Raw genomic sequence first — 23,280 nt, 5'->3', positions numbered from 1 at the left:
TTTTTCAAGTCTTCCTGTATCGCATCGTGACTTTGCTGCCGGATGGCCTTGTTATTGTTTTAAGGCTGATGTATAGGCTCGCCAACAGTTTTGGAAGCCCACGTTTCTGTGACGTTTGGCTTCATCTCTACCAATCGGCTCCGAACCGGCCCTCCGCACCCTGTGTGGCTCTGGTTTTGTGCCCCTTAAGTTCAGGATAAGACAGATGAGAGCCAATATTCATCCAGACTACCACACCATCAAGGTTGTGATGACAGACGGCACCGAATACACAACCCGTTCCACATGGGGCAAGGAAGGCGATACGATGAACCTCGATATCGATCCGACCACGCATCCGGCATGGACCGGCGGTTCGCAGCAGCTCACCGACCGTGGCGGCCGCGTTTCCAAGTTCAAGAGCCGTTTCGCCAATCTGGGTATTTAATCCCTTCGGCATACCGGATTTCAAAACGGCTCTGCTCACGCGGGGCCGTTTTGCTTTGTGAGGGGATCGTGAAGCGCGGAGGAAACATGCGGAACGGACACGAAAAACTCGTACGGGCCACCATGGGCGATGCAGATGCCGTACGCAGCCTCGTGCGCTCGGCCTATGCCAAATGGATACCGGTGATTGGCCGTGAACCCAAGCCAATGGGCGCCGACTACGAACATGCGGTCCAGCACCATCTTGTCGATCTGCTCTATGCCGATGGCGAACTGGCGGGCCTCATCGAAATGATCCGGGAAACCGGTTGTCTCCTGATCGAGAATGTCGCTGTCGCGCCAGCCTTTCAGGGCCGCGGCTATGGCAGGTTGCTTCTGACCCACGCGGAGGCTCTGGCCGGTTCGCTCGGTTTGCGTGAAATACGGCTTTACACCAACAAGATGTTTGCCGAAAACATCGCGCTTTATCTCAAGCTTGGCTACGCCATCGACCGCGAAGAGCCGTTTTTGGGCGGTATTGCCGTGCATATGCGCAAACCCATCCCCCGCTACGCCTGAACCCTTCCACCGCATCCCCCTTAAGCGCAAATAAAAGCCCGCTAGTCTGGGACCAGCGGGCTTTTTTGTAAACCTCGTCAGACAATCAGGCGGCGCTGAGCTTGGCCAGAACCTCGTCGCTGACTTCAAAATTGGCATAAACGTTCTGCACGTCGTCGTCGTCGTCAAGCGTTGCGATCAGGCGCAGAACGGACTGGGCCTTTTCCTCATCGACCGGCGCCGTGGTCTGCGGCTTCCAGATGGCCTTGATGGATTCGGCTTCGCCGAGCGCGCTTTCCAGCGCCTTGGACACATCGCCTATGTCTTCGAATGCGCAAAGGATGGTGTGGCCGTCTTCATCGGTCTGCGCGTCATCCGCACCGGCCTCGATCGCCGCATCCATGATCTTGTCGGCGCTGCCGGCTTCCGGCTTGTAGGTGATTTCGCCGACACGGCTGAACATGAAGCCGACCGAACCGGTTTCGCCCAGCGCACCGCCTGATTTGGTAAACGCAGCACGCACATTCGATGCGGTGCGGTTGCGGTTATCCGTCAGCGCCTCGACGATGACAGCGACGCCGCCCGGACCGTAGCCTTCATAGCGCACTTCTTCGTAGTTATCGCCGTCGCCGCCCGCAGCCTTCTTGATGGCGCGTTCGATGTTGTCCTTCGGCATCGACTGGGCGCGCGCGTTCTGCACCGCAAGGCGCAGGCGCGGGTTCATTGCCGGGTCGGGCAATCCCTGTTTGGCGGCCACGGTGATTTCGCGTCCGAGCTTGGAGAAAATCTTCGACCGAACGGCGTCCTGACGCCCTTTGCGGTGCATAATGTTTTTAAACTGTGAATGGCCTGCCATGGCACCCCTGCGTGCTTAGATATGGTTCTGCCGTTTCCCTTGGAAGCCTGCGAACCAAGTCTGCAGGCTGTTCTGGCGGAAACAGGCGTCTGGAATGGCGCCCTTATAGGTAAAAACCGGCGTCTCGTCCAGCACCCGCGCGATCACAATGGGGGAAGTTGCAACCGCGTATCGCCATAGCCGGCATGCACGCAAGATGACGCGCATGCCGGCCGATGGTTAAAACAGGCGCGCGGCGATGCCCGAGCGGCGGAGCATTTCGATTGCCGCCGCAGCCAGCGCCGACTTCAGCACGGCACCGGTCAGGAACGGAGCAACGCCGGAAGCCCAGGCGGCGTCGATGCCGAAGAGATGCGCCAGCCACGAAGCGCCAAGAACGAGGCAGAGCAGGTTACCGGCCAGCATGACCGCAGCCGATACGAACGGGTTGCGGGTCAGGCCGCGTTCAGCCAGGAAGCCGACGGCGGCGGCAACGACCGGGAAGGCCGCGAGATAACCGGCGGTCGGCCCGGCAAAATAAAGCAGGCTGCCAGCGCCGCCGGCCAGAACCGGCATGCCGATCATCGCTTCGCCCAGCCAGGCAAGCACGGTCAGGCCGCCCAGACGCCAACCGTAAAGCGCGCCGACCATCGTCACGGCAAAGGTCTGCATGGTGACGGGCACGGGAAACATCGGCACTTCGATCCACGAGCTGACGGCAAGAAAGGCCGTGCCGATCAGAACGGCCAGAGCCTTGAAGGCAATGGAGCGTTCCGCCAGCCTCAGCGGGACGAAAGCGGCGGGGAAAGTGGTCTGGGTCATGGAAGTTCTATCCTCAAACGTATGTTACAGAAACGGGCGCGGTTGGCTTCAACGCTTTTTTCTAGCCTTGCGTGCCAGCATGTTAAGCGCTTCGACCAGCGCCGAGAAGCCCATAGCCGCGTAAATATAGCCTTTGGGCACATGAAAACCGAAGCCATCGGCAATCAGCGTCATGCCGATCATCAGGAGGAAACCGAGGGCCAGCATGACAATCGTCGGGTTGGCGGCGATGAATTTCGACAGCGGCTCGGCGGCCAGCAGCATGACCGTGACTGCGGCGATGACGGCAATGACCATGATGGCGATCTCGTCGGTCATGCCAACCGCAGTGATGATGGAATCGACGGAGAAGACCATGTCGAGCAGCAGGATCTGGAACACCGCCGCGCCCAGGCCGAGCGTCACGGCCTTGCCGATCATATCCTCCTTGGCATCCTCCGGGTCGACCGTGTGGTGGATTTCCTTCGTTGCCTTCCACACCAGAAACAGGCCACCGGCGATCAGGATGAGATCGCGCCACGAGAAGCCGCGGCCGAAAGCCTCGAACACCGGTTCCGTCAGCTGCACGATGATCGAGATGGTGAACAACAGGATGAGGCGCAGGATCAGTGCAGCGCCGATACCAATGCGGCGGGCTCGGGCCTGCTGCTCCTGCGGCAGCTTGTTGGTCAGGATGGAGATGAAAATCAGGTTGTCGATGCCGAGCACGACCTCCATGACCACCAGCGTGACCAGCGCTATGAGACCGGATGGCTGATAGATGAAGTCGAAGTGGGAGATGAGCGTTTCCATGGGGCCGTTCCTAGGGTGTTAGAGACCGGATGGCAGCAGTGCAGGCAGGTGACCCGGCGCGATGGGTTGCGCCGGGTTGTATTCATCTATTTCCAGAATGCGGGAATGGTTTCCTCCAGCCGCGGACCGATCCGCAACGGTGAAATCCTTTCAGCAAGCCCGGTGCGGTCGGAAATATCCACGCCGACACCACAGATCGTCGCCTTGCCGCTGGCGGCTTCAAACCGGCCCTTCGGCACCTTCGACAGAAAGCGGTTCAGCGGCTCTTCCTTGTCCATGCCGAGTGATGAATCGTAATCGCCGCACATGCCGGCGTCGGACATATAGGCCGTTCCGCCATTGAGGATCTGCGCATCGGCAGTCGGCACGTGGGTATGCGTGCCGACAACGAGGCTGGCGCGGCCATCGACGAAATGACCAAAGCACTGCTTCTCGCTGGTGGCTTCCGCATGGAAATCGAACACCACGGCATCGGCCTGTTCGCCGAGCGGACAGGCGGCGAGAATCTCCTCGCCGATGGTGAAGGGGTCATGCAGGTCCGGATGCATGAAGACGCGGCCCATGATGTTGGAAACCAGCACGCGCGCGCCGTTCTTGGCAAGAAACACCCCAGATCCCTTGCCGGCCGTGCCGAGCGGGAAATTCGCCGGGCGCAGGAAACGCTGCTCGCGGGAGGCGAAAACCAGTGCTTCCCGCTGGTCCCAGACGTGATTGCCCGTCGTGACCACATCGGCCCCGGCATTGATCGTGTCGTGAAAGATTTCCTCGGTGATGCCGAAGCCGCCCGCCGCGTTCTCGCCGTTGACGATGACGAAATCGAGCTTGAGATCAGATATCAGCCCCGGCAGCCGCTCGTAGACCGCCGTCCGGCCCGAACGCCCCACCATATCCCCAAGAAACAGTAATCTCACGCGCACATCCTGAAAGAGAGCCCCGGTCCTTGCCAGAGCCTGAAATGATCGATTTATCCGTCTAGCGGAAGCGGCGCAACCCGCTTTCCGTCAGGATCGCCTCCAGCGGCACATCATGCGGCTCATCGGGCACGGTTTCAACCTGCTGGCAATCAAACGCCACCCCGATCAGGCGCGGGTTCACACCCTTGACCTGCAGATGCGCGATGGCCCGGTCGTAATAGCCCGCGCCATAGCCGATGCGATGTCCTCTGACGTCGAAAGCCGCCAGCGGCACCAGCATGAGCGACGGGTCGAGTACGGCGGCATCTTCCGGCGGCCCCGCCGTACCGAAGCCCGTATCGATCATCGGCGCACCGCGCACCAGTTCGCGGAAAAGGATCGTCTGCTTGTCGATGATGGCGGGCAGGCAGAGCCGTGCACCGCGCTCGCGCAGACCGAAAAGCAGCGGGCGCAGATCCACCTCCGAGCGGATCGGCCAGAACCCCGAGACAATCGTGCCCGCATCGATGGCCAGCGCCGCCAGGCCGAAATCGGCAATGCGCATCGAGGCTTCGATGCGGAATTCCGCTGTCAGCGCATCGCGGCGGCCAAGAGCCTCCAGGCGCAGTTTCTTCTTCAGTTCCTTGATGGGGGAGTGGTGCTGCACGGGCTTGATTTCATGAGGCGCCGGCACGCGAACCGGCTCGGGATGAAACAAAAGTGGCGTCCACACAACCGATGGAGAAGTCGATCCCGGGAACCTACAAAGTAGGTGGGTGCCGTGTGAAGAAGCCCACGGGCCTCCTCAGGGACAGCTCCCTAAGGGATCATTAAGGCCCCGGGGAATATGTCTCTCCTGTCGAGAAGCGCAGAGCGCCGATCTGAATATAGGACGGATGCCGGCATTGCACCAGTGCGCAGCAACCGATTTTCCCTCCCCGCACAATCTTTGTCGCATAATGATTGTGGATGCTTGGGTCACCCCCCTCTGTCCTGCCGGACATCTCCCCCACAAGGGGGGAGATCAGCTGTCATTGCTGTTTCAGCTAATCTTCAAAGGTGAAAGCTGAGCGAGATGATCGATGCCAATGTGATCTCCCCCCTTGTGGGGGAGATGGGCGGCAGCCCAGAGGGGGGTGAAATGTCATTTGGATAAAACTTATCCACGTTCTCCCAACTCAAGTTATCCTTCTCCTCGTCCTTTCCGGCGGGAATGCTTCCGGAAACTTTCGAAAGTCGGGAAAGGATCGGCGCTTTGGCCATGCAGGGAGGAAAACCTGTGCGGCCGGGGAGGTTTGGCCCAATGGTGAAACATCGGGTGAAAACTTGAAAACGCCGGGGCGGGTGGTCCTTGGATCGCAAGCATCGCATATAGACTACCCCAAGACCCGCGTTCCAAGGACCGCCCGTCATTCTCCTCTCTCAACAGCCAGACGCAAAAGCGGGCGTGGCAACGGGGAAACCGTATTCCCCCATCCCCGGCGCCTCTTGCCCTCCTCCCGCACGCCCCCTAATCTTCCACGATCACGAAAGGGAATGCGATGCGGTTTGAAGGTACAGCGGCCTATGTGGCCGACAAGGATCTGATGGTGGCGGTCAATGCGGCGATTGCGCTTGAACGGCCGCTGCTGGTCAAGGGCGAGCCCGGCACCGGCAAGACCGAGCTTGCGCGGCAGATTGCGGCAGCGCTCGATCTGGAACTGGTCGAATGGAACGTCAAATCCACCACCAAGGCACAGCAGGGCCTCTACGAATATGATGCCGTCAGCCGGCTGCGCGATTCGCAGCTCGGCGATGCGAAATTCAACGACATCGCCAACTACATCAAGCCCGGCAAGCTGTGGCATGCCTTCACGACGGACCGCAAAGTCGTGCTGCTGATCGACGAGATCGACAAGGCGGATATCGAATTCCCCAACGATCTCCTGCAGGAGCTCGACCGCAACGAATTTCACGTCTACGAAACCGGCGAGACGATCCGCGCCGTGCACCGGCCGATCGTCATCATCACCTCCAACAATGAGAAGGAGCTGCCCGATGCGTTTCTGCGCCGCTGTTTCTTCCACTATATCCGCTTTCCCGATGTCGACACGCTGACGAAAATCGTCGCGGTGCATTATCCCGGCATCAAGCAGAACCTCGTGCGCGCCGCGCTTACCCAGTTCTATGAGATCCGCGATGTGCCTGGCCTGAAGAAGAAGCCGTCGACCTCCGAAGCGCTGGACTGGATCCGCCTGCTGGTTGCCGACGATATCGCGCCGGAAGACTTGCGCGCCGACCCGAAGAATGCCTTGCCGAAACTGCATGGCGCCCTGCTGAAGAACGAGCAGGACGTGCATCTGTTCGAGCGGCTGGCCTTCATGGCGAGGAGGCAGGGATGAGTGGTGCTCACCATCAGCCCCGGCGCAAAAGCCGGATCGGCGAACTGACGCCGTTCATCGAATACAACAAGCGGGTCTAGCCATGTTCCTTCCCTTCTTCCTCGAACTCAAGGCGGCAAAAATCCCCGTATCGCTGCGGGAATATCTGACGCTGCTTGAAGGGTTGGACGCAGGGCTGGTAACCTATGATGTCGAGGGGTTCTATTATCTCGCCCGCTCAACCCTGGTGAAGGACGAGCGCCACATGGACCGCTTCGACCGGGTCTTCGGCCATGTGTTCAAGGGGCTGGAACTGCCGGGCGGCGACAATGGTATCGACGTTGCCAATCTGCCCGAGGAATGGTTGCGGCGGCTGGCCGAAAAACACCTGACCGACGAGGAAAAGAAACTGATCGAAGCGCTGGGCGGTTTTGAAAAACTGATGGAAACCCTGCGCCAGCGGCTTAAGGAGCAGAAGGGCCGGCATCAGGGCGGATCGAAATGGATCGGCACCGCCGGAACCTCGCCCTTCGGCGCCTATGGCTATAATCCGGAAGGCGTGCGCATCGGCCAGGACGAGAGCCGCAACCGCCGTGCGGTCAAGGTGTGGGACAAGCGCGAGTTCAGGAATTTTGACGACAGTGTCGAGCTGGGCACCCGCAACATCAAGGTTGCGCTCAAACGGCTGCGCCGCTGGGTGCGCGAAGGCGCCGATGACGAGCTTGACCTGTCGGGCACCATCAGGTCAACCGCCGAACACGGCTATCTCGATGTGCAGACCCGGCCCGAACGGCGCAATCACGTCAAGCTGCTGATGTTCTTCGATGTCGGCGGCTCCATGGACGAGCACATCCGGATCGCCGAGGAACTGTTCTCTGCCGTGCGCTCCGAGTTCAAGCACATGGAGTATTTCTACTTCCACAATTGCCTTTATGAGGGGGTGTGGAAGGACAACCGCCGCCGCCATGCGGAGACAATACCGACACTCGACCTCATCCATAAATACGGAGCGGACTACAAGGTCATCTTCGTCGGCGATGCCGCCATGGCGCCCTACGAGGTTTCCCACGCCGGTGGATCGGTCGAACACTGGAACGCGGAGGCAGGCGCAGTCTGGCTTGGCCGGGTGCTCGACCACTGGAAGAACGCCGCCTGGCTTAATCCGTCAAAGGAACAGTACTGGGACTACACCGCCTCGACGGCGATGATCCGCAAGATTTTCGCGCATCGCATGTATCCCATGACCCTGGCGGGCATCGAGGGGGCGACGCGCGAACTCTCGCGCCGGCACTGATTACCCGAACGAATAGCCGGCACCACGCACGGTGCGGATCGGATCGATCGAGCGGCCGATATTGATGGCCTTGCGCAGCCGCCCCACATGCACGTCGACGGTGCGGTCGTCCACATAGATGTCGGCGCCCCAGACATTGTCGAGGAGCTGGCCGCGCGAGAACACCCGGCCGGGGGACTGCATCAGGAATTCCAGCAGGCGGAACTCGGTCGGCCCGAGCTTCAACTCGCGCTCCTTGCGGAACACGCGGTGCTGCTCGCGGTCGAGCTTCAGGTCGCCGAAGCTGAGCACATGCGACAGCAGGCTTGGATTGACCCGGCGCAGCATGGCCTTGATGCGGGCAAGCAGTTCCGGGGTGGAGAACGGCTTGACCATGTAGTCATCGGCACCGGTGGCAAGGCCGCGCACCCGCTCGCTCTCTTCGCCGCGCGCCGTCAGCATGATGATCGGCAGGATTTCGGTCTCGCGCCGCGCCCGCAGGCGGCGGCAGAGTTCGATGCCGGAAAGGCCCGGCAGCATCCAGTCGAGAATGAGCAGATCCGGTACTTTTTCACGCAGCGCAATTTCGGCCTCGTCACCGCGTGCGATTGTCTCGACGACATAGCCTTCGGCTTCAAGATTGTACCGGAGAAGGACGCTGAGCGCTTCCTCGTCTTCGACAACAGTGATTTTGGGAGCTATCGCCATTGCTGGGATCCTGATTCTGTTTAAGGCTGTCTGGCTTCATCGACGATGATGCTGTGGGTCTGGTCTTCCTTGGGCCGTTCGGCCGGAAGCTGGGCACCCGTCACGATGTAGTAGACCGTTTCAGCAATGTTCGTCGCATGGTCTCCGATGCGCTCGATGTTCTTGGCGCAGAAGAGAAGGTGCGTGCAGGCGGAAATGTTGCGCGGATCTTCCATCATGTAGGTCAGGAGTTCGCGGAACAGCGAGGTATAAAGCGCATCGATTTCGTCATCGCGCTCGCGCACGATGTTGACCTGCTGCACGGAGCGCGTGGCATAGGCATCGAGCACGTCCTTGAGCTGCGTCAGGGCGAGTTCCGCGATGGTCTGCAGGCCGCGATAGACCGACAGCGTCTGGCGCGTATCGGTGACGGCGACAACGCGCTTGGCAATGTTTTTGCCGAGGTCGCCGACCCGTTCGAGGTCGGAGGAAATGCGGATGGCGCCGATGATTTCACGCAGATCGATCGCCATGGGCTGGCGCTTGCCGATGATGGTGATGGCCTTCTCATCGATCTCGCGTTGTCCGGCATCGAGGATGAGATCGTCCGAAATGACGCGCTGGGCCAGCGCGTTGTCGGAATTCACCATGGCGGTGACGGCCTGTTCGACCATGCGTTCGGCATGGCCGCCCATTTCGGCGATCTTGTGCGTCAGGAACTTCAGTTCGTCGTCATAGGAACGGACGGTATGCTGCGACTCGGTCATATTCTTATCCCTGTTTCCCGTGATTAGCCGAAGCGTCCGGTGATGTAGTCCTGCGTGCGCTTTTCCGTCGGATTGGTGAACATCATTTCCGTATCGCCCACCTCGACGAGGTTTCCGAGATGGAACATGGCGGTGCGCTGCGAAACGCGGGCCGCCTGCTGCATCGAATGGGTAACGATGACGATGGTGTAGTTCTGGCGCAGTTCGTCGATCAGTTCCTCGACCTTTGCCGTGGCGATCGGATCGAGCGCCGAGCAGGGTTCGTCCATCAGGATGACTTCCGGACTGACGGCAATGGCGCGGGCAATGCACAGGCGCTGCTGCTGGCCGCCGGAAAGGCCGGTGCCGGCTTCGTGCAGGCGGTCCTTGACCTCATCGAACAGGCTGGCGCGGCGCAGGCTCTTCTCGACGATTTCCTCCAGCTCATGCCGGTTCTTGGCGAGGCCATGGATGCGCGGGCCATAGGCGACGTTCTCGAAGATGGATTTCGGGAACGGATTGGGCTTCTGGAAAACCATGCCGACGCGGGCGCGCAGCTCGACCACGTCGATCTTCGGATTGTAGATATCCTCGTCGTCGAGCGTGATCTTGCCGCCGATCTTGCAGCCTTCGATCGTATCGTTCATGCGGTTGAGCGAGCGCAGGAAGGTGGACTTGCCGCAACCGGACGGGCCGATCAGCGCCGTCACCATCTTTTCCGGCACGTCGAGGCTGACACCGAACAGGGCCTGCTTTTCACCATAGTGAACGGTGACATCCTTGCCCTGCATTTTGATCGTATTGACCTGTGCACTCATTTTGTCGTTTACCGCTTTTTCGAGAGATCGTTCTGTCATGAGATTCATAATTCGCTCCCGTTTTACCTACCAGCGCCGCTCGAAGCGGCGACGCAGAATGATGGCTCCGATGTTCATGACTGCAAGAAACAGAAGCAGCACGATGATAGCGCCTGACGTGCGCTCGACAAAGGCCCGCTCCGCTTCATTCGCCCACATGTAGATCTGCACCGGCAGCGCCGTGGACGGATCAAGCGGCGTGACCGGATAATTGGCGACGAAAGCGACCATGCCGATCAGCAGCAGCGGTGCGGTCTCGCCCAGCGCATGGGCAAGGCCGATAATCGTGCCGGTCAAGATGCCGGGCGCGGCCAGCGGCAGCACATGGTGAAACACCATCTGCGTCTTCGAGGCGCCGATGCCCAGCGCTGCGGACCGGATCGACGGCGGCACGGCGCGCAGGGCCGCGCGGGTGGCGATGATGATCGTCGGCAGCGTCATCAGCGTGAGGACCAGGCCGCCGACCAGCGATGCGGAGCGCGGCAGGCCGAAGAAATTGATGAACACGGCCAGCCCGAGCAGACCGAAGACGATGGACGGCACCGCGGCCAGATTGTTGATGTTGACCTCGATGATATCGGTCAGGCGGCTCTTCTTGGCGTATTCTTCCAGATAGATCGATGCGGCCACGCCGATGGGCAGGGAAAGGCAGAGGACAATCAGCATCATGTAGAGCGAGCCGATGAGCGCGACACCAAGACCCGACGTTTCCGGACGGCTCGATGCGCCGAAGGTGAACAGGCCGCTGTTGAAGCGCTGTGCCATGGCGCCTTCCTTGGCCAGCGTGTTCATCCAGGCAACCTGACGGTCCGACACCTTGCGGTTGGCCTGATCGACACTCAGGTCGATCTGACCCTTGAAGGCCGAGTCGATGTCGCCGCCGGTCAGCACCCAGAGGGTCTGCGTCGTGCCGATCAATGCCGGGTTTCCCGCAACCAGTTCACGCAGCTGGCTGCGCGAGCCGTCGGAGACAAGCTTGCTCAGTTCGCGGATCGCCGGCTTGTCGTCAAGGCTGACGCCCAGCTTTTCGGCAAGGGCATTGCGCACCAGGATCGGATAGTTCGCGGTGAGCAGAACGGTCGGATCGGTCGCGCGCTTGTTCGTGGGGTCGATCACCTTCTCGTCAAGCTTGACCGAAAGGCTCACTTCCGTCTGCCAGAATGCCGTGTAGCCGTTGGATATCACCGAATAGAGCAGCGCAACCAGGAAGAACAGGCCGATGGCAATCGCGGTGATGCCGTAAATCTTGAACCGACGCTCGGCCGCATAGCGGCGCTTCAGACCGATGTCGCGCCGAACGACCTTTGCCGGAGCAACTGCAGCAGGATTGAGTGTTGTGTCGGTCATTCGTACTGCTCCCGGTACTTACGCACGATGTAAAGCGCGAAAATGTTCATCGCCAGCGTGATGAAGAAAAGGGTGAGGCCAAGGGCGAATGCCACCAGCGTCTGCGGTGAATTGAATTCAAGATCGCCGGTCAGCTGATTGACGATCTTCACGGTGATGGTCGTCATGGCGTCGAACGGATTGATGTTGAGGTTCGCCGCAACACCGGCCGCCAGAACCACGATCATGGTTTCGCCGATGGCGCGCGATGCGGTGAGCAGCAGCGCACCGACAATACCCGGCAGGGCGGCGGGCAGCACCACGCGCCGCACGGTTTCCGATTTGGTCGAACCGAGGCCGAGCGAGCCGTCGCGCAGCGAGCGCGGCACGGCCGTGATGATATCGTCGGACAGGGACGAGACGAACGGGATCAGCATGACGCCCATGACGATACCGGCTGTGAGCACGCTCTGCGCCATGATGAAGGGATAACCGCCCGAGATAGCCGCACTGAGGTCGCGCAGGAACGGTCCAACGGTGACAAGGGCAAAGAAGCCGTAGACGATCGTCGGGATGCCCGCCAGCACTTCAAGCAGCGGCTTGACCACCGACCGCACGCTGCGGCTGGCATATTCGGCCATGTAGATGGCGGCGAACAGGCCGACCGGCACGGCAAACAGCATGGCGACCAGCGCGATATAGAGCGTGCCGGCAAGCAGCGGGATGAGGCCGAACTGGCCCTGCGCGCCATTGCCGCCGGCGGCGGAGAAGCGCGGGTCCCATACCGTGCCGAAGAAGAAGCTCGACGGCGTTACGGACTGGAAGAAGGTGATGGTCTGGAACAGCATCGACAGGACGATGCCGACTGTCGTCAGGATGGCAATGGTCGAGGCTGCGAGCAGGCCCCACAGGATGATCCGCTCGACATTGTTGCGGGCCCGTGTGCGGACATTGACACCCGACAGGCCGAAGACGGCACCGGCGAGAGCAAGAACAATGGCAACCACCGCACCGATATTATGCGCGCGCGCCGTGCTCTTGTTCCACTGCACGGCAACGGGAATCATGAAGTCCTGGCCTTCCGTCGCAAGCGCCACGCCCTTGCTCGACAGCAGCGGCCGCAATTCGGAGAAGGTGGTTGGAAGGTTTGCCCGTTCCTGGTCCGTCAGCTTGTCGAGACCGCGCGCAATGCCGGAGACCATGCCAAGCTCGAGGCTCTGGCTGGCAATGACGCTCTCGCTGTTGTGGACCGGCAGGCTGTTGACGGCCTGGCGTTCGATATAAAAACCCGAGCCGATGGCCCAGACCATGATGAAGATGATTGCTGGCAGCACCGAAACCAGAAAAACCCACCAGCCGTGATAATGCGGCAGGGAATGGGCTTTGACACTTCTGTCATCTTTGCTGACGGCACGCTGGCGTCCGAGAAAGAACCCGACGATACCAATGGCAACGACAATTACTATAACCAACATGCTGGACATCAACGCTTCCCCGATCCGTCCTGTAACGAGAGCATAGGCCCCGAGAAATATCCGGCACGGACAGAACCCTGCCCGTGCCGGATATTGGAGTTACTTGCCAGCCATGGTCTTACCGGCGGTGAATGCGGCACGCTGAGCTTCACGCTCTGCATCCGGCGCAGCAACCAGACCGTATTCTACCAGCGGGCTTTCCGGACCGACCATCTGGTCAGCAAGGAAGAAGTCGACATATTCCTTCAGGCCGGGGATGACGCCGAGATGCGCCTTCTTGACGTAGAAGAACAGCGGACGCGATACAGGATACTTGCCGGTGGCAATGGTTTCCGTGCTTGGCTTGATGCCATTGACGGTTGCAACCTTCAGCTTGTCCGCATTGTTTTCGTAGAAGGCCAGACCGAAGACGCCAACGCCGGTCTTGTTGGCATCGATACGAGCCAGCGTTTCCGGATAGTCGCCATCGATGTCGATAGCCTTGCCGTCCTTGCGCACGGCGATACAGGCGGCAGCGGCTGCCTTTTCGTCAAGACCGGCAGCCTTGATCGCATCGGCTGCACCGGTGGCCTTGCAACCGCCAGTCATCAGCTTTTCTTCGAAAACTTCACGTGTGCCGTGCTTTTCGCCAGGGATGTAGGCAGCGATGTCCCAATCGGGCAGCTTCGGGTTAACCTGGTTCCACTTGGTGTTCGGATTGGCAACCAGCTTGCCGTCGACAACGACCTGCGCAGCAAGAGCGGTATAGACGTCCTTTGGCTCCAGCGCCCAGTCGGGGCCCTTGATATCGGTCGCGAACACGATGCCGTCATAACCGATGCGGATTTCTTCAACGTCCTTGACGCCAGCGTCAACGCAGGACTTCAACTCGGTGTCCTTGATCGGACGCGAGGAATTGGCGATATCGATGGTGTTTTCACCAACGCCCTTGCAGAATTCCTTGATGCCTGCACCCGAACCGCCGGACTCAACAACCGGGGTCTTGAACTTGGGGAACGTTTCGCCAAAAGCTTCGGCGACGATCTTGGCATATGGCAGCACTGTGGATGAACCGCTGACCTGAATCTGGTCACGAGCGGATGCGCCAACTGTCGTGGCAATCACGGAGATCGCAATCAGAGCAGTGGTGGAAATAAGCTTGTTCATAGGAGCAGCTCCTGTTGGATTAACTGTGTGACGCCTCCGACGTCGTCTGCCGTCTATAGAACCAATATAACAGTCATATGACACTATTGTTACAGTTCTGTAGCGCAGCCTGTGCATGAGCCGCGCCCGCGGCGGAATCAAAATTCCTTCTAAAACCATCAAGTTAACCGTCTATGGACTTTGCACAGCTTGGCACAGTGAAGATAAGCTCAACGATTCCAGTAGGTTCATGACGCGCAATTGCGACACCCGCGGAAGCAACGCTGCTCCGTGCCGCAGGGGGACAATAGCGTCCCCCCGATGCGGTTTCAAAAAAATTCTGCGTGAGCGACGGATTGTCCCGCTTGCGCCGTTTAATGCGCGACAAATGACAGTCTGCTGAAAGGAAAAGCCTGATGAAATTGCCCGGTGCGGCGGTTCTTCCCGCCATGGTGCCGCTGCCCGCATCGATACACATCATGACGGCTTCATCGATGTGGCGGAAATCGATACTGTAGCAAACAGGAATGCCGCGGACACCGGAAGGTGTGCCACCGGCAATTCACGGGAGTAACGGCAAGCGTGCAAAGCCTTGGACAATCGCAACACGGATGAAGAACTGCTGGTGAAGATCGGCCAGCATGACGATGCGGCCGTCCGAACCATGGTGACACGCAAGCTGCCGCGCCTGCTCGCCCTGGCGGCGCGGATGCTTGGCGACCGCAATGAAGCCGAGGATGTCGCCCAGGAGGCCTTTATCCGGCTGTGGCGGCAGGCGGGCAGCTGGCAGAGCGGCCGGGCGACCTTCGACACATGGCTGCACCGGGTCACGCTCAATCTCTGCTACGACCGCCTGCGCCGGCACCGGGAACAGCCGGTGGCCGAGACGCCCGAAAGCGCCGACCCGGCCCCCGATCCGGAACAGTCGCTTTCAAACCGGGACGAAAGCGACCGGATCAAACGGGCCCTCGCCTCCCTGCCCGACCGGCAGAGGGAGGCCATCGTGCTTCAATATTATCAGGAGTTCAGCAATATCGAGGCAGCGCAGATCATGGATATCAGCATTGAAGCCCTGGAGAGCCTTCTGGCCCGTGCCCGGCGCAATTTGCGGACAGCCCTGGAAGAGACTGCCCAACAGGAGAAGGCCAAATGACCCCGCAACGCTTTCAGGAACTGACGGAGATCTACGGTGGCGAGGTGCGGCGCTGGCCGCCGCCCGAACAGGCTGGCGCCGTCGCTTTCATCCGGGAGCATCCCGATATTGCCCAGCCGGCCCTCAGGCTGGCGGCTGAACTCGACGGCATGCTGGCGCAGTACCGGATCGCCCCGGCGCAGACCGCGCTGCACGAGCATATCATTGCCTCCTCCGGCAAGTCCTGGTCCGGCTGGAAACGCGCCCGCCTCTGGTGGCAGGGCACCGGGTTCGCTGGCATTGGATTGGCGGGCGCAATCACTGGCGCCCTGCTCATCGGCGTCATTCATTCCGCCGAATCGCGCGGATATGAGGACCAGGCCTATGCGGTCACCGCCTTCAACATCTCTGATGAACTGGACGAGTAAATGAGTGAACGGTCACGCAACATTCTTCTTGTCGCTTCGCTTGCCCTGAATGTCTTCATTGCCGGCGGGGTGATCGGCGGCGGTTATATCTGGCACACATTCGGCTATTCCTGGACCAAGGAAAACCGGCGCGGCGTGCGCTTTGCCGCCGAATATCTCACGCCGGAGCAACAGAAGGCCCTGCGGCAAAATCTGGCGGCGGCGCGCAAGGACAACATACCGCTGGCCGATGCCGGACGGGCAAGCCGTGCCGAGATTGCCCGGCTTCTGGCACAGGATGTCATCGATCCCGCTGCGGTCAATGCGGAACTGACCAGGGCGCGCGAGGCTGATTTCGCCCTGCGGACGCGCATCGAGCAGACCATCGTCGCCTTCGCCGAAAGTCTGTCGCCGGAGGACCGCAAGACGCTTGTCGAGGGTTTGAAAAAGCGCAACGTCATCCTCAGGCAGGCGCCGGCAAAAAAACAATGAATGCCCGCGACGGAATTTTCCAGCGCCCCCGTTCAATGACTGTCAATGCCAGACAGGCTGCGAACGGAGAAGACCATGGTTACAACGGCAACAGATGCGACGGCGGTCATTGCGGTCAATCGCTTCGGTTTGGGAAAGCGGGCAAGCGAGCCGCTTCCAGCCGACCCCAGGCGCTGGCTGCTCGATCAGATCGGCCGCTACGATCCGCGCCCGGCAGCCTTTGCCCAGCTCCAGGCCACACCCGAAATCGCAGCGCAATATGCCAGTGACCGGCAAAAACTGCAGGCACTCGACGGCGACGAGAAAATCGCCCTGCGCAAGGAACTGAACAAGGCCGCCCGCCTGCTTTACCGCAGCGAGATCGACGCGCGCAGCCTCAATGCCCTTGCGACACCTGCGCCCTTCCTGGAAGCGCTCGTGCATTTCTGGTCGAACCATTTTGCCGTATCGGCCGACAATCCCGCAATGCTGAGCCTTGCGGGCGCTTTCGAGCGGGAAGCGATCCGCCCCCATGTCACCGGGCGCTTTACCGATCTGCTGCTGGCCGTCGAACAGCATCCGGCCATGCTGATCTATCTCGATCAGGTCCGCTCGGCGGGTCCCGACAGCCCTCTCGCCACGCGCGCCAAGCGGCGCAATGCCGGCAAGCTGCCGGGAATCAACGAGAATCTGGCCCGCGAGATCATGGAACTGCACACGGTCGGCGTCGGGTCGGGCTATACGCAGAAGGACGTGACGGAGTTCGCCCTTGCCCTCACTGGCTGGTCGGCCGGGCGCATGGGCGGCAAGGCGGATACCAGTCAGGCCGGTGTCTTTCAGTATCGCCCCGGCCTGCACCAGCCGGGAAGCCGGCTGATCCGCCACCGCGTCTACGGCGCATCCGGCGAGGATCAGGCGGGCGCCGTCCTGAAGGATCTCGCCAGCGATCCGGCAACGGCGAACCACATCGCCACAAAGCTCTGCCGTCATTTCATCGGCGATACGCCGCCCCAGGGCGCCGTGAACCGGGTCAGCAAGGCGTTTCTTGCCTCCGGCGGCGATTTGCCCGCGGTGTATCAAGCCCTCGTCGACGCACCGGAGGCATGGGCGGTACAGGCTGCCAAGATCAAGACCCCCTGGGAATGGCTGGTTTCGGCCATGCGCGGGCTGGATTATCCCGACCTTGGCAAAGCCAACGCCGCCAACCTGTTGAACCAGCTGGGACAACCGGTCTGGCTGCCGCGCTCACCCGCAGGCTATGACGATATCGCGGCGAGCTGGCTGGCGCCCGATGCGCTGGTGCGGCGCGTCGAGGTTTCGCAACGGCTGGCTGCAAAAGCGGACCGGTCGCTGAAACCGGAAGATCTGGCGCGCAACCTGCTCGCAGACACGCTGACCGGCAGCACGGCTACGGAAATCAACCGTGCCGAATCCGTCCAGACGGGCATCGCCCTTCTGCTTGTTTCACCTGATTTTCAACGGAGATGAGCATGACCAACCGCCGGGATTTTCTGCGTCTGGCCGCCATCGGGGCGGGATCGATGCTCGTGGCGCCGCGTATCGTCTTTGCCAATGTGGCGAGCGACCGCCGCTTCGTCTTCATCATCCAGCGCGGCGCCGCCGATGGCCTCAACATCGTCGTGCCCTATGCCGACCCCGCCTATGCGCAGCTGCGCGGCGGCCTCGCCATCCAGACGGCCGACGCCATCAAGCTCGACGGCATGTTCGCCCTGCATCCTGCGCTCGCTGGCATGGGTACACTCTACGGCAACCGGCAGGCGCTGTTCGTGCATGCCGTCGCCTCGCCCTACCGGGAGCGCTCGCATTTCGACGGCCAGAATGTCCTGGAGACCGGCGGCACCAGCCCCTACCAGATCCGCGATGGCTGGCTGAACCGGCTGGTGACGCTGCTGCCGAAATCGGCCGACAAGGCCATTGCCTTCGCTCCGACCATACCGGCTGCCCTGCGCGGCGCGGCTGATGTAACCTCCTATGCGCCGTCGAACCTGCCGGAAGCATCCGATGACCTCCTGCTGCGGGTGGCGCAGCTCTACGACCGGGACCAGCAGTTTCATCCGGTCTGGAGTGCGGCGATGGAAGCGCGCGGCCTGTTCCACGACATGGAAACCCGCCAGAATCCCGCCACCGCCGGCAGAACCGCCGCCGAGGCGCTTGTCCGGCCCGATGGTCCGCGCATTGCCATGATCGAAACCAGCGGCTGGGATACCCATAGCGGCCAGGAGAACCGGCTCGCCAGCCAGCTCAAGGCGCTCGATGCCATGATCGATGCCATGCGCGACGGGCTTGGCGACGTCTGGCAGCAGACCACCGTTCTCGTGGCAACCGAATTCGGCCGCACCGCCGCCGCCAACGGCACCGGCGGGACCGATCATGGCACGGCGACAACCGCGCTCATCCTCGGCGGCGCCGTCAATGGCGGCCGCATCCTGGCCGACTGGCCGGGCCTTGCTCCGAATGCACTTTATGAAAACCGCGACCTGAAACCCACCATGGATCTCGACGCGCTGATCGCGGCGCTTGCCGCGGAAACCTTTGGTCTCGAACCCGAGCGCACCATGCAAACGCTCTTTCCGGACCGTCCCTTTGACCGGTCCCTGCAGGGGCTGATCAGAACGTGAACCACCAACCAACCCTTTGAAGAGGCTATCATGAGAACCATCCTGAGCATGATTACCGGCGGTCTTGTCGCCATTGCCACGCTTGCCGGAGCACAGAGCGCCAGCGCCCTGCCGCTTGTGCCGGTGCAGGGCGAACACCTGCAATCCCAGGCCGAGCCCGTCTACTGGCGGCACGGCTATTACGGCTGGCACGACGGCTATTACTACAACGGCCACCGCGGCTACGGCTATTACCGGCCGGGCTACCGCTTCTATCGCGGCTACTGGTTCCCGCTGGAAGCATTCGGGCCAAGAACCGTGATCATCGAGCGTCCGGCTCCCATCATCGTTCATCGCCGGCCGATCGTGATCTACCGCTAAGACGCCAGACGTCGCCAGTCTCTATCCATCTGGGGCGCCTTGACAGGCGCCCGGCAGTCCCATAATTATCAAGTCATCAGATGACTTTGGGACTTCTACACCATGCAGCCTGCCGCCCGCACCAATCTGGCCGATACGGCGATTGACAATATACGCGCCGAAATCGTCGGCAACCGCTGGCCGGTCGGCGACCGTATCCCCAACGAGGCTGCCCTTGCCGACATGCTCGGCGTCAGCCGCGGAACCGTGCGTGAAGCGGTGCGGGTTCTCGTTGCGCAAGGGTTTCTGGAGACCAAGCAGGGCTCCGGCACCTATGTCCGCTCGATCATCAATCCGGATGAAAGCCTGCTGCGGATCAGGCGCACCGGCCTGCGCGACCAGGTCGAGGCGCGCTGCGCCCTGGAAGTCGAAGCGGCGCGGCTGGCCGCCCTGCGCCACACTCCGGAGGTGGTTGCCGACCTGCGCCAGCTGCTGGCCGATCGCGGCGAATACGCCACTGCCCGGCACGATCACTATGTCCAGCACGATCTCGCCTTCCACAAGGCGGTGGTGGCCGCATCAAACAATCTGGCCCTCATCGAGGTCTATGAATTCTTCTCCGTTTCCACCCAGGAAGTCATCCGGGCCACGGTCACGGGCGAACTGCCCGAACCCGACATGGCCGCCCATGCAGCCATCATCGACGCGATTGAGACCGGCGACCCGGACAAGGCGGCATCCACCGCCCGCGCCTTCATGGCTCCCCTCCTCATCGAACTTGACCGGTTGCTCGCATCATGAACCAGCATCTTCCGCCTGAACATTCCAGCCGCCTCGCAGCGGATCTCGACATTGCCGCCAAGCAGCTTGTCGATGCCGAGGTGGACAGCGTCCCCCAGCCGCGCGTGCCGGATTTCAAAACCCCCGGCGCGCAGATCCTGTTCGGCCTCAGCCTCGTTCTCATCGCCTACAATCTGCGCCCGGTCTTCTCCAGCGCATCGGCGCTTTTGCCCGAGATCATCGCCCAGACCGGACTGTCATCCTTCGGCGCGGGCGTGCTCACCACGCTGCCGGTGCTCTGCCTCGGCCTGTTTGCCCCGCTGGCGCCGCGTCTTGCCCAGCGGATCGGCGCCGAGCGCACACTGCTCGGCGTTCTCCTCCTGCTGGCGCTCGGCACTGCCCTGCGCGGGCTTCAATCCCTGCCCCTGCTGTTCATCGGCACGGCGCTGGCGGGCGGCTGCATCGCCATCGGCAATGTCCTGCTGCCCGGCCTGGTGAAGCGCGATTTCGCTAGCCGCACCGGCATGATGACCGGCCTTTACACCATGGCGCTGTGCGCGGGCGCGGCCAGTGCCGCCGGCCTGACCCTGCCGGTCCAGAAGCTGCTGGGCGGATCATGGTCGCTGGCGCTCAGTGCCTGGGCCGTGCCGGCGCTGGTTGTCACCGCGATCTGGCTGCCGCAGGCCCTCGCCCGCAAGGTCCGCACCAAACATGCGGGCTTCAAGGTGGTTGGCCTCTGGCGCGACCGCCTGGCCTGGCAGGTCACCCTGTTCATGGGCCTGCAGTCGGCACTCGCCTATTGCGTCTTCGGCTGGCTGGCGCCCATCCTGCGCGATCGCGGCCTTGACGGGACGACCGCCGGTGTCGTGGTTTCCGTGTCGGTCATGGCGCAGGTCTTCACCTGCCTGCTCGTGCCGTCGATTGCCGTGCGTTGCCGCAATCAGAGCCTGATCAATGTGGCGCTGGTCACGATTGCCGTTGCCGGTCTGCTCGGCCTGCTGTTTGCACCGCTCTCCACCGTCTGGCTGTGGGCTGTCGTCCAGGGCATCGGCCAGGGCGGGCTCATCGCCATTGCCATGACGATGATCGTGCTGCGCTCGCCCGACTCGCATGTCGCCTCGCATCTCTCCGGCATGGCCCAATGCGTCGGCTACATGCTTGCCGCCGTTGGCCCGCTGCTTGTCGGCCTGATCCACAGCATCACGGAAAGCTATGCGGCAACCGCCATCCTGTTCGTGCTGCTCGGCATTGGCGTTGCCATTTTCGGCTGGGGTGCCGGCCGTGCCCTGCAGGTGCAGGCCCGGACCATCACCCTGTGAACGGCAGCTAACGACAGCATTCATCACCGGTTCAGCCGGCGGGCTCTATATCTGTGCTCAACGAATTAACGTTGAGGACCGCATGATGAAAAAGATACTCGCTGCTCTTCTGGTTGCTGCCGTTTCGATCAGCGCAATCAGCCTGCCATCGGCTCCGGCCCAGGCCGGCGACTACTATTCTTCCTACGATGATGGCGGCTGGTCCGGCGAGCGCTCCTATCGCGACAGCTACTACCGCGATCGTGGCGATGACTACTATCGTGAACGGGACTACTACCGCAACCGGGACTACCGGTCCGAGCGTTCGGACCGCCGCAAGAACCGCGACACGGCCATTATCGCCGGTGTTGCCGGACTGGCGCTCGGGGCCGTGATCATCGGATCGCTTGCCAAGCAGAATCAGAACCGCGCACCGGTCTATGACCGCCCGGCAAACCGCGACCGCCTGGTCTACGATCCGAACTACTGAATTGTTCATCGCAAAAACAAGGCGCGGCCTGCTCTTCAGCGGGCCGCGCCTTTTTCATTCAGAGACCGGAAATCTCAAGCCTCGATATCGACGTCCTTGGTTTCCTTGCCGATCAGCAATGCGATCAGCGTCAGCACGGCCATGGCCGAAAGGTAGACGCCGACCCAGAACGGGCTGCCGCCGCCCAGTTTCCACAGGGCGACCGCGATGAACGGGGCAACCGCAGCACCGAGGATCGATGAGACATTGTAGGAAATGCCGGACCCCGTATAGCGCATGCTCACCGGGAACAATTCCGGCAGCAGCGCGCCCATCGGGCCGAAGGTCATTCCCATCAGGGCGAAGCCGAGGATCAGCCAGGCCATGACGCCGACGTTGCCCAGAGACAGCATCGGCACCCACAACAGGCCGAACACGATAATGGCAAGCGTGACGCAGATCAGTGTCTTGCGGCGGCCCCAGCGGTCCGCCCATGGTCCGGAGACCATGGTGAAAATACCGAAGAACACCACGCCGACGATCATCATCAGGACGAAGGTCGTGTAATCATAGCCGAGACCGGCAATGGGCCCGGCCGTCGCGGCGCGGCCATAGCTGAGCGAGAATGTGGTCATCAGATAGAACAGTACATAGGTGGCAAGCATGTAGAACGTGCCGAGCACCAGCTCCTTCCAGTGCGACTGGAACACGGAAACCAGCGGCACCTTCTTGATCTCGCCTTTGCTGACGGTTTTCTCGAAGGCGGTGCTTTCGACCAGGTTGAGCCGGACCCACAGGCCGACGATCACCATGACGGCGGAAAACAGGAACGGAATCCGCCAGCCCCAGTCGAGAAATGCAAGCGACGGCCGCGACGGATCATCCGACGGCAGGATGGCCGCGATGATCAGGAACAGGCCATTGGCAATGATGAAGCCGATGGGTGCGCCCAGTTGCGGAAACGTGCCGAAGATCGCGCGCTTGCCCTCGGGTGCATTTTCCGTGGCGACCAGGGCCGCACCGCTCCATTCACCGCCGAGCGCAAACCCCTGCGCCAGCCGCAGCACGACCAGCAGGGCCGGGGCAAACCAGCCGACCGTTGCAAAGGTCGGCAGAACACCGATGAGGAAGGTGGCGATACCCATGGTCAGAAGCGCGCCGACCAGCGTGATCTTGCGGCCGCGCTTGTCGCCGAGATGGCCGAAGAAGATCGCGCCGAGCGGGCGCGCCACCATGGCCGCGCCGAAAATGGCGAAGGAGGACAGAAGGGCCGTCGTTTCGTTGCCGGGCGGAAAGAACAGATGCGGGAAGACCAGCACGGCGGCGGTCGCATAGACGTAGAAATCGTAGAATTCGATGGTGGTGCCAATCAGGCTGGCCAGGATGACACGGGACCGCGAATTGGCGGGCGCCTTCATGGACAGCTGCGCTGTGGTTACGGACATTGATTTTACTCCCTGACGGCTGAGGCGGCTGCCCCAGCGCGAATGCCGGCAGATCACATCAGTCGGAAGAGAAATGGATCATGAAAAGATAGATGGGCAGCGAGACGATTATACCCGTCACCCCGCCAGTTCAAGAAATTTAAAGC

At 61.4% G+C, this 23,280-nt stretch carries 25 protein-coding genes and 1 other RNA gene; 13 read left to right on the top strand and 13 right to left on the bottom strand.

What is annotated here, in order from left to right:
- Positions 1–205: 205 nt before the first annotated feature.
- Both rpmE and ACTJJ7_RS08450 read left to right on the top strand, forming a co-directional pair.
- Positions 206–427: a 50S ribosomal protein L31 gene (gene rpmE, locus ACTJJ7_RS08455; RefSeq protein ID WP_105734432.1), complete on the top strand. Its 222-nt coding sequence runs from the start codon at positions 206–208 to the stop codon at positions 425–427.
- A gap of 86 nt (positions 428–513) precedes the next feature.
- Positions 514–984 carry a GNAT family N-acetyltransferase gene (locus tag ACTJJ7_RS08450; RefSeq protein ID WP_440966531.1) on the top strand — a complete coding sequence of 157 codons (471 nt, stop codon included), beginning with the start codon at positions 514–516 and terminating at the stop codon, positions 982–984.
- An 85-nt stretch (positions 985–1,069) separates the two neighbouring features.
- On the opposite strand, the gene ACTJJ7_RS08445 is transcribed toward ACTJJ7_RS08450, so the two are convergent.
- From ACTJJ7_RS08445 to ssrS, 6 genes are all read right to left on the bottom strand, one after another.
- Positions 1,070–1,819 (bottom strand): YebC/PmpR family DNA-binding transcriptional regulator, encoded by a 750-nt coding sequence (locus tag ACTJJ7_RS08445; protein ID WP_105734430.1) that lies wholly within the window; start codon positions 1,817–1,819, stop codon positions 1,070–1,072.
- 219 nt (positions 1,820–2,038) lie between these two features.
- Positions 2,039–2,620: a biotin transporter BioY gene (locus tag ACTJJ7_RS08440; protein WP_440966528.1), complete on the bottom strand. Its 582-nt coding sequence runs from the start codon at positions 2,618–2,620 to the stop codon at positions 2,039–2,041.
- 48 nt (positions 2,621–2,668) lie between these two features.
- A complete protein-coding gene (locus ACTJJ7_RS08435; protein WP_105734428.1) occupies positions 2,669–3,412 on the bottom strand; it encodes a TerC family protein in 744 nt (247 codons plus the stop codon).
- Positions 3,413–3,498: 86 nt separating this feature from the next.
- Positions 3,499–4,323 (bottom strand): TIGR00282 family metallophosphoesterase, encoded by an 825-nt coding sequence (locus ACTJJ7_RS08430; protein WP_130271008.1) that lies wholly within the window; start codon positions 4,321–4,323, stop codon positions 3,499–3,501.
- Positions 4,324–4,384: 61 nt separating this feature from the next.
- Positions 4,385–4,972 (bottom strand): 5-formyltetrahydrofolate cyclo-ligase, encoded by a 588-nt coding sequence (locus ACTJJ7_RS08425; protein ID WP_245421097.1) that lies wholly within the window; start codon positions 4,970–4,972, stop codon positions 4,385–4,387.
- 54 nt (positions 4,973–5,026) lie between these two features.
- A non-coding RNA gene (gene ssrS, locus ACTJJ7_RS08420) (6S RNA) lies at positions 5,027–5,183 on the bottom strand.
- A gap of 663 nt (positions 5,184–5,846) precedes the next feature.
- Here ssrS and ACTJJ7_RS08415 point away from each other — a divergent pair.
- The gene (locus ACTJJ7_RS08415) at positions 5,847–6,686 is read left to right on the top strand and encodes an AAA family ATPase (protein ID WP_105734426.1); all 840 of its coding nucleotides are present in this window, start codon (positions 5,847–5,849) and stop codon (positions 6,684–6,686) included.
- 82 nt (positions 6,687–6,768) lie between these two features.
- Positions 6,769–7,959 carry a vWA domain-containing protein gene (locus tag ACTJJ7_RS08410; protein ID WP_440966526.1) on the top strand — a complete coding sequence of 397 codons (1,191 nt, stop codon included), beginning with the start codon at positions 6,769–6,771 and terminating at the stop codon, positions 7,957–7,959.
- Here the strand turns inward: ACTJJ7_RS08410 and phoB are convergent, their stop codons facing one another.
- The 6 genes from phoB to ACTJJ7_RS08380 all read right to left on the bottom strand — a co-directional run bounded on the left by phoB (position 7,960) and on the right by ACTJJ7_RS08380 (position 14,175).
- Positions 7,960–8,646 (bottom strand): phosphate regulon transcriptional regulator PhoB, encoded by a 687-nt coding sequence (gene phoB / locus ACTJJ7_RS08405; protein WP_162700294.1) that lies wholly within the window; start codon positions 8,644–8,646, stop codon positions 7,960–7,962.
- Positions 8,647–8,666: 20 nt separating this feature from the next.
- Positions 8,667–9,392 carry a phosphate signaling complex protein PhoU gene (gene phoU / locus ACTJJ7_RS08400; RefSeq protein ID WP_105734424.1) on the bottom strand — a complete coding sequence of 242 codons (726 nt, stop codon included), beginning with the start codon at positions 9,390–9,392 and terminating at the stop codon, positions 8,667–8,669.
- 23 nt (positions 9,393–9,415) lie between these two features.
- Positions 9,416–10,189, bottom strand: coding sequence for a phosphate ABC transporter ATP-binding protein PstB (gene pstB / locus ACTJJ7_RS08395; RefSeq protein ID WP_223614121.1), 774 nt, complete (start codon positions 10,187–10,189; stop codon positions 9,416–9,418).
- 66 nt (positions 10,190–10,255) lie between these two features.
- Positions 10,256–11,575 carry a phosphate ABC transporter permease PstA gene (gene pstA, locus ACTJJ7_RS08390; RefSeq protein WP_105734422.1) on the bottom strand — a complete coding sequence of 440 codons (1,320 nt, stop codon included), beginning with the start codon at positions 11,573–11,575 and terminating at the stop codon, positions 10,256–10,258.
- Positions 11,572–13,038 carry a phosphate ABC transporter permease subunit PstC gene (pstC, locus tag ACTJJ7_RS08385; RefSeq protein WP_105734421.1) on the bottom strand — a complete coding sequence of 489 codons (1,467 nt, stop codon included), beginning with the start codon at positions 13,036–13,038 and terminating at the stop codon, positions 11,572–11,574. Before pstC ends, pstA begins: the two co-directional genes overlap by 4 nt.
- 90 nt (positions 13,039–13,128) lie before the next feature.
- Complete coding sequence (locus tag ACTJJ7_RS08380; protein ID WP_105734420.1) at positions 13,129–14,175, bottom strand: substrate-binding domain-containing protein; 1,047 nt, start codon at positions 14,173–14,175, stop codon at positions 13,129–13,131.
- 571 nt (positions 14,176–14,746) lie between these two features.
- On the opposite strand from ACTJJ7_RS08380, the gene ACTJJ7_RS08375 reads away from it, so the two are divergent.
- The 9 genes from ACTJJ7_RS08375 to ACTJJ7_RS08335 all read left to right on the top strand — a co-directional run bounded on the left by ACTJJ7_RS08375 (position 14,747) and on the right by ACTJJ7_RS08335 (position 21,710).
- Positions 14,747–15,307 carry an RNA polymerase sigma factor gene (locus ACTJJ7_RS08375; protein WP_105734419.1) on the top strand — a complete coding sequence of 187 codons (561 nt, stop codon included), beginning with the start codon at positions 14,747–14,749 and terminating at the stop codon, positions 15,305–15,307.
- Positions 15,304–15,714: a hypothetical protein gene (locus tag ACTJJ7_RS08370; protein ID WP_440966522.1), complete on the top strand. Its 411-nt coding sequence runs from the start codon at positions 15,304–15,306 to the stop codon at positions 15,712–15,714. Before ACTJJ7_RS08375 ends, ACTJJ7_RS08370 begins: the two co-directional genes overlap by 4 nt.
- Positions 15,715–16,185: a periplasmic heavy metal sensor gene (locus ACTJJ7_RS08365; protein ID WP_440966520.1), complete on the top strand. Its 471-nt coding sequence runs from the start codon at positions 15,715–15,717 to the stop codon at positions 16,183–16,185.
- 75 nt (positions 16,186–16,260) lie between these two features.
- A complete protein-coding gene (locus ACTJJ7_RS08360; RefSeq protein WP_440966518.1) occupies positions 16,261–17,652 on the top strand; it encodes a DUF1800 domain-containing protein in 1,392 nt (463 codons plus the stop codon).
- Positions 17,653–17,654: 2 nt separating this feature from the next.
- Positions 17,655–18,803, top strand: a complete 1,149-nt coding sequence (locus tag ACTJJ7_RS08355; protein WP_440966516.1) for a DUF1501 domain-containing protein — start codon at positions 17,655–17,657, stop codon at positions 18,801–18,803.
- A gap of 30 nt (positions 18,804–18,833) precedes the next feature.
- The gene (locus tag ACTJJ7_RS08350; protein WP_440966515.1) at positions 18,834–19,163 is read left to right on the top strand and encodes a hypothetical protein; all 330 of its coding nucleotides are present in this window, start codon (positions 18,834–18,836) and stop codon (positions 19,161–19,163) included.
- A gap of 102 nt (positions 19,164–19,265) precedes the next feature.
- Entirely contained in the window at positions 19,266–19,943 is a 678-nt protein-coding gene (locus ACTJJ7_RS08345; RefSeq protein ID WP_440966513.1) for a FadR/GntR family transcriptional regulator, read from the top strand.
- Positions 19,940–21,241, top strand: a complete 1,302-nt coding sequence (locus ACTJJ7_RS08340; protein ID WP_440966511.1) for a CynX/NimT family MFS transporter — start codon at positions 19,940–19,942, stop codon at positions 21,239–21,241. Before ACTJJ7_RS08345 ends, ACTJJ7_RS08340 begins: the two co-directional genes overlap by 4 nt.
- 82 nt (positions 21,242–21,323) lie before the next feature.
- Entirely contained in the window at positions 21,324–21,710 is a 387-nt protein-coding gene (locus ACTJJ7_RS08335) for a hypothetical protein (protein WP_130271026.1), read from the top strand.
- A gap of 74 nt (positions 21,711–21,784) precedes the next feature.
- Here ACTJJ7_RS08335 and ACTJJ7_RS08330 read toward each other — a convergent pair whose 3' ends face one another.
- A complete protein-coding gene (locus ACTJJ7_RS08330) occupies positions 21,785–23,134 on the bottom strand; it encodes an MFS transporter (RefSeq protein ID WP_130271028.1) in 1,350 nt (449 codons plus the stop codon).
- Positions 23,135–23,280: the final 146 nt, after the last annotated feature.

Source organism: Phyllobacterium sp. 22229 (assembly GCF_052056495.1).
GTDB classification, from domain to species: Bacteria; Pseudomonadota; Alphaproteobacteria; order Rhizobiales; family Rhizobiaceae; genus Phyllobacterium; species Phyllobacterium myrsinacearum.
This window is presented reverse-complemented; position numbering and strand designations above follow the sequence as displayed.

What these genes read in the sequence shown, in the direction of transcription:
- rpmE (WP_105734432.1), top strand. Translation starts at nt 206, where the DNA reads ATGAGAGCCAATATTCATCCAGACTACCACACCATCAAGGTTGTGATG.
- ACTJJ7_RS08450 (WP_440966531.1), top strand. Translation starts at nt 514, where the DNA reads ATGCGGAACGGACACGAAAAACTCGTACGGGCCACCATGGGCGATGCA.
- ACTJJ7_RS08445 (WP_105734430.1), bottom strand. Translation starts at nt 1,819, where the DNA reads ATGGCAGGCCATTCACAGTTTAAAAACATTATGCACCGCAAAGGGCGT.
- ACTJJ7_RS08440 (WP_440966528.1), bottom strand. Translation starts at nt 2,620, where the DNA reads ATGACCCAGACCACTTTCCCCGCCGCTTTCGTCCCGCTGAGGCTGGCG.
- ACTJJ7_RS08435 (WP_105734428.1), bottom strand. Translation starts at nt 3,412, where the DNA reads ATGGAAACGCTCATCTCCCACTTCGACTTCATCTATCAGCCATCCGGT.
- ACTJJ7_RS08415 (WP_105734426.1), top strand. Translation starts at nt 5,847, where the DNA reads ATGCGGTTTGAAGGTACAGCGGCCTATGTGGCCGACAAGGATCTGATG.
- ACTJJ7_RS08410 (WP_440966526.1), top strand. Translation starts at nt 6,769, where the DNA reads ATGTTCCTTCCCTTCTTCCTCGAACTCAAGGCGGCAAAAATCCCCGTA.
- phoB (WP_162700294.1), bottom strand. Translation starts at nt 8,646, where the DNA reads ATGGCGATAGCTCCCAAAATCACTGTTGTCGAAGACGAGGAAGCGCTC.
- phoU (WP_105734424.1), bottom strand. Translation starts at nt 9,392, where the DNA reads ATGACCGAGTCGCAGCATACCGTCCGTTCCTATGACGACGAACTGAAG.
- pstB (WP_223614121.1), bottom strand. Translation starts at nt 10,189, where the DNA reads ATGAGTGCACAGGTCAATACGATCAAAATGCAGGGCAAGGATGTCACC.
- pstA (WP_105734422.1), bottom strand. Translation starts at nt 11,575, where the DNA reads ATGACCGACACAACACTCAATCCTGCTGCAGTTGCTCCGGCAAAGGTC.
- pstC (WP_105734421.1), bottom strand. Translation starts at nt 13,038, where the DNA reads ATGTCCAGCATGTTGGTTATAGTAATTGTCGTTGCCATTGGTATCGTC.
- ACTJJ7_RS08380 (WP_105734420.1), bottom strand. Translation starts at nt 14,175, where the DNA reads ATGAACAAGCTTATTTCCACCACTGCTCTGATTGCGATCTCCGTGATT.
- ACTJJ7_RS08370 (WP_440966522.1), top strand. Translation starts at nt 15,304, where the DNA reads ATGACCCCGCAACGCTTTCAGGAACTGACGGAGATCTACGGTGGCGAG.
- ACTJJ7_RS08365 (WP_440966520.1), top strand. Translation starts at nt 15,715, where the DNA reads ATGAGTGAACGGTCACGCAACATTCTTCTTGTCGCTTCGCTTGCCCTG.
- ACTJJ7_RS08360 (WP_440966518.1), top strand. Translation starts at nt 16,261, where the DNA reads ATGGTTACAACGGCAACAGATGCGACGGCGGTCATTGCGGTCAATCGC.
- ACTJJ7_RS08355 (WP_440966516.1), top strand. Translation starts at nt 17,655, where the DNA reads ATGACCAACCGCCGGGATTTTCTGCGTCTGGCCGCCATCGGGGCGGGA.
- ACTJJ7_RS08350 (WP_440966515.1), top strand. Translation starts at nt 18,834, where the DNA reads ATGAGAACCATCCTGAGCATGATTACCGGCGGTCTTGTCGCCATTGCC.
- ACTJJ7_RS08345 (WP_440966513.1), top strand. Translation starts at nt 19,266, where the DNA reads ATGCAGCCTGCCGCCCGCACCAATCTGGCCGATACGGCGATTGACAAT.
- ACTJJ7_RS08340 (WP_440966511.1), top strand. Translation starts at nt 19,940, where the DNA reads ATGAACCAGCATCTTCCGCCTGAACATTCCAGCCGCCTCGCAGCGGAT.
- ACTJJ7_RS08335 (WP_130271026.1), top strand. Translation starts at nt 21,324, where the DNA reads ATGATGAAAAAGATACTCGCTGCTCTTCTGGTTGCTGCCGTTTCGATC.
- ACTJJ7_RS08330 (WP_130271028.1), bottom strand. Translation starts at nt 23,134, where the DNA reads ATGTCCGTAACCACAGCGCAGCTGTCCATGAAGGCGCCCGCCAATTCG.